General features: G+C 70.9%; 8 protein-coding genes and 1 pseudogene. 6 read left to right on the top strand and 3 right to left on the bottom strand.

From position 1 onward, the window contains the following. Positions 1 to 157 precede the first annotated feature (157 nt). Positions 158 to 631: a nuclear transport factor 2 family protein gene (locus ACZ5CW_RS31225; protein WP_468607274.1), complete on the top strand. Its 474-nt coding sequence runs from the start codon at positions 158 to 160 to the stop codon at positions 629 to 631. A gap of 1,132 nt (positions 632 to 1,763) precedes the next feature. Here ACZ5CW_RS31225 and ACZ5CW_RS31220 read toward each other — a convergent pair. After that, complete coding sequence (locus ACZ5CW_RS31220; protein ID WP_468607272.1) at positions 1,764 to 4,874, bottom strand: SEL1-like repeat protein; 3,111 nt, start codon at positions 4,872 to 4,874, stop codon at positions 1,764 to 1,766. 128 nt (positions 4,875 to 5,002) lie between these two features. Here ACZ5CW_RS31220 and ACZ5CW_RS31215 point away from each other — a divergent pair, with 128 nt between their 5' ends. From ACZ5CW_RS31215 to ACZ5CW_RS31205, 3 genes are all read left to right on the top strand, one after another. Beyond that, positions 5,003 to 5,185: a hypothetical protein gene (locus ACZ5CW_RS31215; protein ID WP_468607270.1), complete on the top strand. Its 183-nt coding sequence runs from the start codon at positions 5,003 to 5,005 to the stop codon at positions 5,183 to 5,185. Between the two features lie 530 nt (positions 5,186 to 5,715). Further along, positions 5,716 to 6,501, top strand: coding sequence for an MFS transporter (locus ACZ5CW_RS31210; RefSeq protein ID WP_468607268.1), 786 nt, complete (start codon positions 5,716 to 5,718; stop codon positions 6,499 to 6,501). A gap of 640 nt (positions 6,502 to 7,141) precedes the next feature. Further along, positions 7,142 to 7,276: a hypothetical protein gene (locus ACZ5CW_RS31205; protein WP_468607266.1), complete on the top strand. Its 135-nt coding sequence runs from the start codon at positions 7,142 to 7,144 to the stop codon at positions 7,274 to 7,276. A gap of 390 nt (positions 7,277 to 7,666) precedes the next feature. On the opposite strand, the gene ACZ5CW_RS31200 is transcribed toward ACZ5CW_RS31205, so the two are convergent. Next, positions 7,667 to 8,476, bottom strand: a complete 810-nt coding sequence (locus ACZ5CW_RS31200; protein WP_468607264.1) for a hypothetical protein — start codon at positions 8,474 to 8,476, stop codon at positions 7,667 to 7,669. Between the two features lie 534 nt (positions 8,477 to 9,010). Then, the gene (locus ACZ5CW_RS31195; protein ID WP_468607262.1) at positions 9,011 to 10,465 is read right to left on the bottom strand and encodes an SPASM domain-containing protein; all 1,455 of its coding nucleotides are present in this window, start codon (positions 10,463 to 10,465) and stop codon (positions 9,011 to 9,013) included. On the opposite strand from ACZ5CW_RS31195, the gene ACZ5CW_RS31190 reads away from it, so the two are divergent. Both ACZ5CW_RS31190 and ACZ5CW_RS31185 read left to right on the top strand, forming a co-directional pair. Continuing rightward, a complete protein-coding gene (locus tag ACZ5CW_RS31190) occupies positions 10,437 to 10,826 on the top strand; it encodes a hypothetical protein (protein ID WP_468607260.1) in 390 nt (129 codons plus the stop codon). The two genes, ACZ5CW_RS31195 and ACZ5CW_RS31190, sit on opposite strands and share 29 nt — an antisense overlap. Positions 10,827 to 10,895: 69 nt before the next feature. Continuing rightward, positions 10,896 to 11,251 (top strand): annotated as a pseudogene (locus ACZ5CW_RS31185) (nuclear transport factor 2 family protein). The last annotated feature ends 940 nt before the right edge of the window (positions 11,252 to 12,191 follow it).

Here is a 12,191-nt window from a genome sequence, read left to right as displayed (position 1 = left end):
TGGGCCCAGGCCCGACTGGACACCGTCGGCGACGCCCTGGACAACCGCTAGTCCCACAGATTGGCAGTCGGGGCGGCACGGCTCCAGAACCCCCGGCACCTGGCCGCAGCTCGGAGCGAGTCTCCCTCGGCCGTGCTTGAACTGATATGAGTTGATCATGAATGCTGAAACTCTTGACCCGATGGAACGGCTGCTCGCAGAGCGGGCCTGTGAGCGGCTGATCGTGGAGTTCGTCCACCGGCTCGACCTCGGGGACCCGAGCTCAGTGGCCGATCTGTTCACGCAGGACGGCACTTGGGAATGGCCCGCCGGCGATCGCCGCATAGCCGGTCACGACGCACTGCGCACCTACTTCGGTGGCCGACCGGCGGACCGGCTGTCACGCCGTATATGCACCAACATCCTGGTCACCGTGACCTCCGGGGACACGGCTGCCGCCACCACCTACTTCACGACGTACCGAGTCGACGGCTACTCCGAAGGGCTCGTACCGCCCCGGCCCCCAGTTCAGGTGGGGCACTACGAAGACAAGTTCCGCAAGGTAGAAGACACCTGGCTGCTGTCCACCCGAACCTTGTTCCTCTCCTTCGCCGGCCCCACGGAACGCCTCGACGACCCTGGTCAGCCATGACCCTCGGATGATCAGCCCGCGAACAAAGCCACGCCCTGCACGCTCCCGGCGGCCCGCAGCCAAACGCGGCAATGCCTCGGTGTGCGCCCCGCCCTGCGGGACAACCCCGCCACGGATCGCGTGCCGGATTCCGCGTGGCGGAACGGGCTCGTCGGCCCGCCGGCCAGGCGGTCGCGGCGCGGGCAAGCTGCGGCCGGCCGCCGTCCACGGGCCGCGCGGCGTCCCACCGCCGAGCAGAAAGCCCCTCGATGAGCGAGCAGGACACCCGCGCCGACGACTTTCCCACCTGGCTGGCCGAGCGGGGGCACGGACGCCTACGCCCTGGCCTGGGTCAGCCAGGGCAACGATCCCACCCGTTGGACCACCGCCCTGGCACCCGCCGTCGGCAAGACCGGCATCGCCCTGCCCGGCACCGACCCTGCCCGCCTGCTGCTGCAGGAAGTCACCCACGGCCGGCCCGAAACGCTGCGCCGCTGGCTCCAGCTCGACAGCCCGGAGGAACAGCTCGCCCTCATCGGCACCGAGGACGGCCGGCTGCACGCATACACGGCCGGTGAACTCATCGCCCAGCAGAGCAAACCCTCTACGCCACGGTGCCGCTGCCGGTGGACCTGGCGGGCCTGTCCCGGTCGACGCGACGGTGCCACACGCGCCGCCAAAGGGCGGTCGAAGCACTGGGCGACCACGTCGGATATCACCGCACCCGCACGGCGCCGGAACTCATCGCCGCCTACGAGGTGCTGGAGACCCTGTTCCGCCGCCGTAACGCACCGTGGGCTTCAACTGCCCAGACGGCCGACCTCGCACTGCCCTGGCCTACGGCGCGGTGTGGACCACCACCCACACCTACGCAGCCCCTTCGAGCGGCCGCCCCCTCGCGCGACAGCTCACCGCAGCGGCGGACCTGGAAGCGGTGGGCCAAGGCTGATCGGCCCGCGCTTCGCCCTGTGTCCGGCGCGCCGCCGGGGCGCCGTCGCGTGCCGCGCCGTACGGGCGTACCCGCGCGGCGGTAGCGGACTTGCTACCCGCTCGGTGACGAACCGCCCCGTGGAGGCGCCGACACCGCAGCGGGGCCCTGGTTGCGAACATGCCGAGTTGAGTAGCGCAGTGAAATCGGGCAGAGCAGGCGTGCCTACGAGTAGCCGTTGGCAGCCGTGCACGGTTCTGGCCATACCCATGGCCGGGAGGCCGTTCCGTCTGCTTCAAAGCCGTGGCGCCAATATTTCAGCCTCTTCGACCACGTCCAGGCCCAGGGGCTGTCGTTGGGGAGGGCGGGGAGGCATAGCCGCTCGATTCCATGCCGGCCCCCGGCCCCCTCCCGCATCTCTGCCACATGCATCAGGTGGCTGGCTGCTCCGGCGTCGGCGGCCTGGCGGGCAATCCGCTCGGCTCCCTCTTGGTCCCCGGCCCAAGCCCGCATCTGCACTAGCCATACCAGGGGGCTGTGGTTTCCGGCTTCGGCGGCCTGGCGGGCAAGCCGTTCGGCTTCCTGCTGGTCCCCAGCCTCCTCCCGCATCTCTGCCAGCCACCACAGGGCGTCGAGGTTTCCGGCTTCGACGGCGGCACGGCACACCTGCTCAGCTTCCTGCTCGTCCCCAGCCTCCTCCCGCACCTTTGCCAGCCACGCCAGGACGTTTCCGGCGCGGGCCTGGAGGGCAAGCTGCTCGGCTTCCTGCTGGTCCCCGGCCTTCTCCCGCATCTCTGCCAGCCACACCAGGGCATCGAAGCTTCCGGCATCCGCAGCGGCGCGGCACAGCCGCTCGGCTCCCTCCTCGTCCCCGGCCCAAGCCCGCATCTGCACTAGCCATAGCAGGTGGCTGGCTGCTCCGGCGTCGGCGGCTTGGCGGGCAAGCCGTTCGGCTCCCTCTTGGTCCCCGGCCTCCTCCTGCATCTCTGCCAGCCACACCAGGGCGTCGAACTTTCCGGCTTCGGCGGCTTGGCGGGCAAGCCGTTCAGCTTCCTGCTGGTCCCCGGCCCAGGCCCGCATCTTCGCCACCCATATCAGAGCTTCGAGGTTTCCGGCGTCGGCGGCCTGGCGGGCAAGCCGTTCGGCTCCCTCTTGGTCCCCAGCTTTCTCCCGCATCTTCGCCAGCCGCACCAGGGAGCCGTGGTTTCCGGCATCGGCGGCAACGCGGTACAGCCGCTCAGCTCTCTCCTGGTCCCCGTTCATCTTCCATAGCCGCCCCAACGACACCAGGGCTTCGGGGTCAATGCGGGCGGCGGCGCGGTACAGCCGCTCGGCTTCTTGCTGGTTCCCGGCCTCCTCCCGCATCTCCGCCAGCCACAGCAGGGCGTCGAGACTTCCGGCGTCGGCGGCGGCGCGGCACAGCCGCTCTGCTCCCTCCTGGTCCCCGGCCTGCACTCGCCAATTCGCCAGCCACAGCAGGGCCTCGAGACTTCCGGCGTCGGCAGCAGCGCGGCACAGCCGCTCTGCTCCCTCCTGGTCCCCGGCCTGCCGCAGCATCCTGGTCATCCACCCCAGGGCGTTGAGGATTCCGCCTTCGGCAGCGGCGCGGTACAGCCGCTCGGCTTCTTGCTGGTCCCCGGCCTCCTCCCGCATCTCCGCCAGCCGTGCCAAGGCGCTGGTGCTTCCGGCGTTGGCGGCAGCGCAAAGCAGGAGTGCCCCGTGGTGGATCCGGTACCGCTTGAGGGCGGCGTCGGCGAGGCGATAAAGGTCTTCCGGGCTGGTGAGGTGATGGGCGGCAGCGTTCCAGAAGGTGGCGGGTGGGCAGAGAAGCCCACGGGTACGGCGGCCGTGCTGTTGCAGATAGTCAGCGAGGGTGACCACGCCAGGCAGCGCGCCCATTCCGGAGGAGCAAGGCACATCCTGAAGCGGCCTGGTGACCTGTTTGATCAGACTTCGTGCGTGGGCGAGGGCGCCGGAAAACCAGGTGTCGGGGTCGGCGGCGGCGCGTTCGCTGCCGGTGAGGTAGCCGGGCGCCGCATCTTGAAGAAGGGCCAGGGGCAGCGGCCCAGTGACGCCGAGGCGGTACGCATCTATGGCCGCGCTGATCAGGGCCTTGCCATGGACGCCGTGCGGGCCGCTGGGGTGTTCGTAGTGGGCTACCAGGTTCGGTCCGGCAGCCAGAACCTGGGTGACGTCGGGTCCTCCAGCTTCCAGCGCGGTGGCCAAGGACGTGTCATGACCAGCGGCGTCGCGGACGGCGTCCAAGTGTTCGGCGAAGGAGGGGGGCAGATGGATGTAGTGGGCTTGAGCCAGCAGCGTTCGGGCTTGACGGTGAGGATCCTCCTGCTCCTTGCCACGCTCGGGAGCAGTGGTCAGGGTTTTGTCGTAAGCGGGCCACAAGGTGGCGAGTGCGATGAATGGGCCCTCTGAATCGAGTTGGCGCAGCAGTGCGGTTGCAGCGGGCTCGCCGGCCGGGCCGTTCAGGTAGTGCTGGGCCTCGTCCAGCCACAGCACAGTACGTGGGCCGAGGACGTTCGCGGCCAGCATGGACAGGAGGCTACTGGTGTCGGTGGGAAAGAGCAGCTGGAAGTCGTCCGGCACCGCGGTGAGAGCTTCGAGAGCGGTGCGGGTCTTGCCAGTGCATGACTCCCCGCGCACCACCACCAGCAGCGACGCGCTGTCGGCCACCGCGGCAGCCAGACGTGCGCGCAGGCAGTTGTCGTGGGGGCGTAGCACGTAGGCGGGCAGCACGAAGTCGGCGCTGGACGGCGTGGTGGGATGTCCTGAGATGGCCGGGTGTACCCCGAGCCGCTTCGGGGTCCAGGCCCGTACTGGACGCGGCGGGTCCGCCAGCGCCGCCTGACGAGCGCGCCGCTCCTCCTCCGCCAGAGCCCTGCGGGCTTGCTGACTTTCCAGCCCTTCCTGGTTCGACTGCATCCGGCGCTGCTGCTCGGCCCGCCACGTCCGGCGCCAGCGGTCTTCGGCCAGCAGATCGGCAACGCTCTCCCCCGAGATCTCATCGACCGGGCTGTCCATCCAGCCCTGACGGACGCATTCTGTCCGGATCTCCCGCAGGACGGCCCACAAAGGCTCCATCCGCTGCGGGAAGCGTGCACCACGCAGCCACGCGCCGACCGTGTCCCGGGACACCGGAGGCCGCGGGATCTTGGACAGCGCATTGTCCGACGGCCGACCGCCCAGAAGGCCCTTCTTGAGCACGCCTACCCGCCGCAGGTCCTCGAAGAAATCCGGCGTCCCGCCCATGCCCGCCCCGTACGTGCCAATGTCCGGCGTGTCCTGATCGGACGCGTCGGACCCTGAAATCTCCAGGCCCACCACCAGCTGCCCGGCAGCGGATCTGTCCAACTCTGCGGCAGACAGCGGCAGGACACGCCCCCGGACAGGCAGCGTCGGTCTCATCTGGTCCACACAGCGGAGGGGACCACTCATCCAAGGAGACCGCGATGTCTACGCTCCAGACGCTGAGCCTGCTGCTGGCGCTCTCGGTTGCCCTGCACATTGGCAGCGCCGCCGCCTTCACCGCCTGGCGCGCCGGCACCCACCCCGCCACCGCCCTCCTGATCGGCGGCAGCGCCACCGGCACCGCCTGCGCCCTGTACCTGACAGCCGTCAGCGCCTACCACTGACCACGTGATCAGCACTTGCTAGGTCACGGACCGGCACTTCCCACAGGCCTGGTTGTCGGCGGTGCCCAGGAAGGCACCTACCAAGGTCTGCGCACTGAACAAATCAGTGCGCACTTTCCCGATCCCAGCTGCGCAGAAAAGAGGTCAGCGCCCAGGTCAGGCACCCGGCTACTGAACTCATTCGTGCCGTCCAACACTTCGAGCGGCCGCCCCCTCGCGCGACAGCTCACCGCAGCGGCGGACCTGGAAGCGGTGGGCCAAGGCTGATCGGCCCGCGCTTCGCCCTGTGTCCGGCGCGCCGCCGGGGCGCCGTCGCGTGCCGCGCCGTACGGGCGTACCCGCGCGGCGGTGCTGACGGCGCGCCGCCTTCCGGCCTGCCGATAGCCGACGAACCAGTGGCGAGGTGTCGACGCTGCTACTCGCCGCTCTTGCCCCCCTGGCGGCGGACCCGTGAGGCGGACCGGCGTGCGTCGCCCTGGCAGGAGCCGGATGCCCACCTCTGGAGGGCGGGACTGCGGTCCCTGTGGCACTTGGTACTGCCCGACGACGCACACGTACGCACCGCCTACACCCTGGACTCCTCCACCCAGGAGATCGTCTACGTCACCGGCCCTGCCCTGGCCATCGCGATGGCCACCTGGATCCCCCCGGCCGCCGCCCTCGCCCTGGCCGCCGCCGTCACCGGGGCCGGCTCCCTCGCCTTCGCCACCGCCCCACCGGCCCGTACCTGGCGCGCCGCACCACGCCGTAGCGAGCGGCTCGGCGTACTGCGCCCACCCGCCATGCGGCCCCTGTTGCTCTCCATGGTCTTCCTCGGCGCCACGGTCGGGGCCCTCGACGTCGCCGGAATCGCCGTGGCCGAGCGGCAGGACGCATCCTGGCTGGCGGGCGTGCTGCCCGCGGCGTTCTCCGCCGCCGGGCTGCTGGGCGGCGTTCTGTTCGCCCGCTTCCAGCCCACCACCGCTTGGCGGCAGCGTCACCTGATGCTGCTGGGTGCCGCCTACGCGGCCTGCTGGCTCCCCCTGCTCACCCCGCTTTCCGCACCCGTGGTCCTCCTCCTGGCGCTGCTGCCGGGCGCCTTGTTCGTCCCCCTGCTCACCGTCGCCAGCCTGACCGTCACCACGCTCGCCCCGCCGGGCACGTCAACCGAGGAGGTCGGCTGGATGTCCAGCGCGATCCGTCTCGGGCTGGCCGGCGGCAATGCCCTGGCCGGCCCGCTCAGCGGCCACTTCGCCGTCCCGCTGATGGCCGCCTCCGGCTGCGCACTGCTGCTCTGCGCCCGCACCGCGCCCGCAGCCGCAGCCACCCCGGTATGAGACGAGCCGCGCCCGGCACTCCGTTCCCGCCTCCCGGGCCGCTGACCACGATCGTGCCGTCACCACCCGCAGGCCGTACTGTCGAGCGTCTCGGCTGCGCTGAGCGCCGCCAGGACCTGACGCTCGCCCTCCCCCTGCTCGAGCAGGTCGGCCGCGACTGCCTCGGGCCAGCCAGGCCGCGTGTCCGAGCGCGACCGCCACGGGTGTCCCAGAGGTCGCCGCGGGCCGTCGCACGGTCGCGTATTCCTTTCGCATCCGCTGGTGGGCGGCTTGCGGCATGTCGGTCACGTCGCCTCCGTGGATGTCCAGGTCCTCGCCGGTCAGCGGAAGGATCCACGTGTCGACGTGCGACTGCACCACCAGCGGGTAGTCCCGGTGGTCGGCCATCGTCCCGCAGCGCCGGCCCGACTCCCGCTTCGTGTGCCGGCCCGGCCAGTGCCCAGCGAGCCACCGGTGGCTCGCACACACCTCCACCCGGCACTCCATATCCCGCCCCTTCGTGCAGCTGCGGTCCTCGACCACATGGGGGGCGGGCGCGGAGCAGGCGGTGAGCTGGCGCACTACAGGCATCGAGTCCTCCCTTTGCTACGGCACCTCTGTCCAACCAATGCTTCACCGTCTTCTCCGAGGAGCCATCGAGATGAACCAGTGCCCGTTCAAGTCCCGTCCACCGTCCGTCGTCCGCCCGCTGGAGTCCGCCCGACCGTGCCTGGCCGCCCGCCCGGGCGAGGAGCTCACCGAGCGCCCCTTCGCCGTGGTGTCGGCGCGCCCGTAGCCCTACGGCAGCTCCCCGTCCAAGCGCCCGCCCGGGCCCCCGCTCGTCCATCCGTCCGGGCGGGCGCTGCCTGGCTACGTGCACGAGTTGCGACAGCGGTTGTTCACCATCTCGGGAGGCGGCCGGATCAGTCCTGGGGCGGTGTTCACGAGAACGGGAGGCACCCGGCGGCTGGCCTTGCTTCCGAGCAGTCGTCCCGATCCACCTTCCGATCATGCCCCTCGGACAGACCTGGGCTGTCCGCCAGCGCGGGGTCTCGTCGTCGGGGACGTCCCAGGAGGGGAAGCGGAACGGCACCCCGAGGCGGTCGGCCAAGGCACGGTCCGCCTCAACGGGGCGGCGGTGCCCGGCCGGGGGCAGACGGTCGCCAGGTGCCTTCATTGAACGTCGTCAGTACGCCCCGAACGACCAGAAGACGCCAACCTCGTCGTCGGTCACCGCGATCAGGCCCAGGTCCCCGAGGAAGTCGAGGCCGTTGAGGTACTCGGAGGTGAGGAAAGCATGGGATTCGGTGCCCTGGAGGCCCGCTGCGAGGAAGTCCGGGTCCGGGTCAGAGGCGGCGGCCGTCGCGTTGGTCCAGTAGCGCGCGGTGGGCCCGTACCGGTCGAGCAGGGTCCGGGCATCCGCGAGCACGGCTTCCCGGTCCGGGCGGGAGCGGACGGGGGCGGGTTCCGAGTGCCATTCCTCGGCCATGATGGCGAGCGCGGCGACCGCCGCCTCCGGCTCCAGGGGATACAGGCGGCCGGGCAACTCTGATGAGTCCGGGGGATCGAAGGGGTACGCAGGCACCGTGTGGCGGGCGGCGTTGGTGCGGTCCCAGTCCAGTCGGACCCAGCCCCGGGGGTCAGGGACCGACCGGTGCAGCACGGCGCGGACGTCGTGCGCCCAGTCCTCGTACCGCCGAGGGCCGGTAGCCGCGAAGGTGTACGTGTCGTCGAGCAGCCGCAGCGCCGCCGCGTTCCAGGGACAGCGACGGTAGCGGAACTCCGCCAGCAGACTGCCGACTTGACGGGCAAAGGCGTCCTTCGGCTCGCGAGGGACGCGCCGGAGCTGGTCAAGGGCCCAGTGGACGAGCTCGCCCCCTCCTTCCGCTGCAAGGCGGACCGGCCCCTGCGGGAGCGGGAGGTCCGTTCCGTCCCATAGCGCCTCCAGGTGCGCATCCAGCAGGTCCAGGGCGGTCTGGTCAGCAATCGTGATCATTTCGCCACTTTAGGCCGTCTCTTTCGGACCATGCCGGCCCGGGGCAATCGGCAAGATTCTCGCTGCGGCGAACGATGCGGAGAGCGACGACACGGTGCGTCAGCTGCCCGAGGAGAGGACGGTGCTGTCGAAACTCGTGAACATTCCGTTCCGGCCTCGGGAGCCTCATGCCTCCCCAATTGGTGTCGAAGTGCTGTCCAGCCAACACCCTGCATGTGTGCTTGGGGGCCGGGCCCCTCGAAAGGTGTCCCACTCCTGCTTCCATGCTTCGCCGTGTGGACGGTTCCATGACCACTTCCCTGCACCGCCCGCTGGTCACGTTCGTCGACCGTCTTGCCGGGACTACCAGGGCGCGTGATGACCGTGGCCGCCGCGCACCGGCTGCCGTGGCATCGTCAGGCGCCCTTCTTTCTCGAGCCGACGTGAAGCGTGCGGCGCACCCGGCCGACGCGGGGGAGCGGGCTCAGGGCGGCCAGGTTCAGGCCCGCAACACGCGGCGCCCAGGCAGGCCCCGGCCCACCCGTGACCGGCCTCTCACAGCGTGACTGCCCACCGGCCGCGGGAGAGCGTGGTTTCCCCGTCCGGGGTAATGGTGACCCGGGCTCCGTTCACGGGCAGCTCCCCACCGATGATGAGGCGGTCGAGGACGTCGGTCAGCAGGTCCCACAGGCGGCGGGGCCCGCCTTGGTGGACCAGCGGCAGCTCACGCGACTTCTCGGTGCTGCCGCGGGCCCAGGAGCCGTCGGGATGGGCCATCCACACGGTGCGCCCGCCGCCCTCGTGCTGCTCGGTACGGTGCTCGATGCCGGGCACCTCCAACTCCAGAGTGGCGTGCACCGCCCACGAGTCCGGCACGTAGGTGAGCGGGTAGCGGCTGGTGGACACCGTCTCCCCGTCTCCGTCCGCGGCCTGCCACACCTCGGTGGCCGGTGAGGCATCGTCGTAATCGTCGCCGTGGCGGGCGCGCATGAACGTGGCGCGGTCGGAAGCGATGAAGCCGCGGGCGCCGCCGTCCGGCGTCTTGTCGGCGACGAGGATCATCGCGGTGCCGGTGATGGTGGTGACCAGCCGACCGCCGGGGCGCAGCGCGGTCAGCCAAGAGGCAGGCACGGGGCGGACGGAGACGGTGGACACGATGCGGTCGAAGTCGCCGGGCAGCGTCTTGGTGATGTCGCAGACGGCGGTGCGCGGGTGCAGGCCGATGCCGGCCAGCCGGTCGGTCGCGGCCTTCAGCCAGGCTTCGGGGTTACCGGGACCGCTGCGGGCCACCCGGCCGTGGGTGTCCCGCTCCCACCAGTTCGGCACGAACAGGTGCCGGGGGGTGGAGGCGATCGGCCACCACCACGGTGACTCCGGCCGTAGGTGCCCATCAGCGAGACGGCGTGCGTGAGGCTCCCAGTCCAGATCCAAGTCCCTGCAGTCCCTTCCGTGTCCGCTCGCTCGCCCGTGCCAGCCGTCGTCGGCCGGGCCACAGGGGCCGGAGTTGTCCGGTCCGCACGAGCTGCCGTCGTTCGGCGCGCAGTCGGGAGGGCACAGAGCCGCGCCGGCGCGGCGCGGGATGTTCGCGGTCACCTCGGCCCACCGGTCGCTGGCCAGCACCGACGCCAGACTCGCGTCCTTGACACTGCCCGCGGTCAGGAACCTTCCCATCTCGCACACCGACACGTTGCCGTCCGGGAGGACGGCCGCCTGCTGGTTCCCGTACCGCCCACACAGCGACGCGGTCGAGGGCAGCGCGGTGCCCGCGGCGTTGCAGACAGCCCGCACCTCGCTGACGTGCACTTCGTGGACGCCGAGGGCCTGCATCTCGGCGCGGGCCCGCTCAGCGCGCTCGTGGTCGCCTCCGTCGAGGACGGCGACCTTCAGCCGGATGCCGCGCCTGACGGCCTCGACGATGTTGGCCCGTGTCGCCTTGTGCGAGCCGTCCCGGCCGGTGACCGCGTCGTGCTCGGCGGCGACGGTGCTGTGGTACGTCGTCGCCAGCCGCACGTTGGGGTACTCGAACAGCCGCCCGTGCTCGTCGCGGACCCGCAGCAGGGAACTGCTTCACGCCGCGCAGCCCTACAGCCAGTCGCTGCTGGCAGGTGATTTCAACGCACAACCGCAGTACAGCGAGATGCGACCGATCTGGCAATCCAAGCTCTCGGACGTCGATCCATTCTGCGGAGGCACCTACGACCCCCGGTGCAACGGTACGCACGTCAAAACGGGCAAGAAGTTCGATTACATCCTTCACCGCGGTGTCGGTTCCCGAAACTGCCTTCTGCACTCGGTGAACGAGGACCACCGTGTCTTGGTCAGCGACGTCACCACCGCCGCAGGCCCGAGGCGTGCCTGCACCGTGACCTGACCGCTCGCTACCAGTGACGAACCGACCCCTAGGCAGGCCGGCGGGGAAAGCCCGCCGGCCTGCCGCTCGGTGCTGGCGGACCGCTTCCCGCACACGTTGGCGCTGGCGTCGCCCGCAGCCGCAGAGGCTGCGGGCGAGGCGCGGCCTCTGGTGGTTGATGAGCCGCAGCGCCCGTCCGTGCCCGTGCCTGAAGTACGCGCCGAGTCTGCGGGACCATCCCGGCTCGTGGAGATCGCCGCGGTGATCCGGGCGGCACACGAGCAGTTCCCCGGCTTCGAGTTCCAGCTGGCCGGTGAGGTGGACGGGAGCTGGTGTCCACCGCCGACGGCTCGGCGCCGGTCGCCGGCTCGGACGTGGTCACCCTGGCCGAGGACGGCCGGATCACTTCCGTCCTCGGCTTCCTCGACCGGCTCCTGCAAGCCTGACCCCCCAGGCCCACGCCCCGGCTGAAGCAAGCCGGGGAAAGCCCGGCCCGGTCGAGTGCCTCGCGGCCGTGATGCCCGCTGGCGGCGCTGACCGCGTCGCATGCGGCCGCGAACCTCGGGTCGTCTTCGTCATCCGTCCGCACCGCTGATATTGAGGATGGACTCTGCCCGGGCCGGGCAGCCACTGAGGGCCAGGAGGCGAAGATCGTCGGCCCGCTGGGCGCGGCCACGTCTTTTGAGGATGTCGGGATCTGGGCCGGCGAGAGTCCTGGCGGGCTCCACGGCGCGCGAGGAGGGGCCCGCAAGCCGGGCAAGGTTCGGGCCCCTCTTCTGCGCACGCGTCCACGGGGGGTTGCACGCGTGCCGTGTTCAACGCCTGGGCCTGCAGAAAGGTCACGCCGCCTTCCAGGCGCGCAACCGACTCGCCGTTGCGGCCCCCTGACCGGCGACCTCGGCCCCTGCGGGCGGGGCCCGGCACCTCAGGCACGGACAGCGCGCAGGCACGAGTGCCTGCGACGGCAGCTCAGGCCACTCGGATCGCTGAACCTGCCCCCATGAGGCAGCGCTCTCGCGGGCGGACGGATACCGTCGATCATGCTCTGCTGTGACATGGCGGCGGGGTTGGGGGCGGCCCTTTTGCTGTGCACTCTGGTACGGGCCGCCCCGACAGCCCGGCCGCGCGAGCTCTGCAACCCGCCGGACGGCACCGTCCGGGATGAGCGGCAACTGCCGCCACGCCTCGCCGAGCCCGGTGGAGCTTGTCGCCGAGGACCGAGAGCCGGCCGGGCCCGCCTCCTCGGCGATCCCGCCGGGGGAGCGGTCCGACCACGCTGGTGTCTTCGTAACGGTCAGGCGAGGGCGTTGCGGAGGTAGGTGGGCAGGGCCTGGCAGACGGCTGGATCCGCTTTCCAGCCAGGGTCGGCGAGCTGGCCGGGAGTGA

Source organism: Streptomyces sp. NPDC031379 (assembly GCF_055569615.1).
The sequence above is the reverse complement of the archived record's forward strand: the minus strand, read 5'-3'. Positions and strand labels throughout refer to the sequence as shown.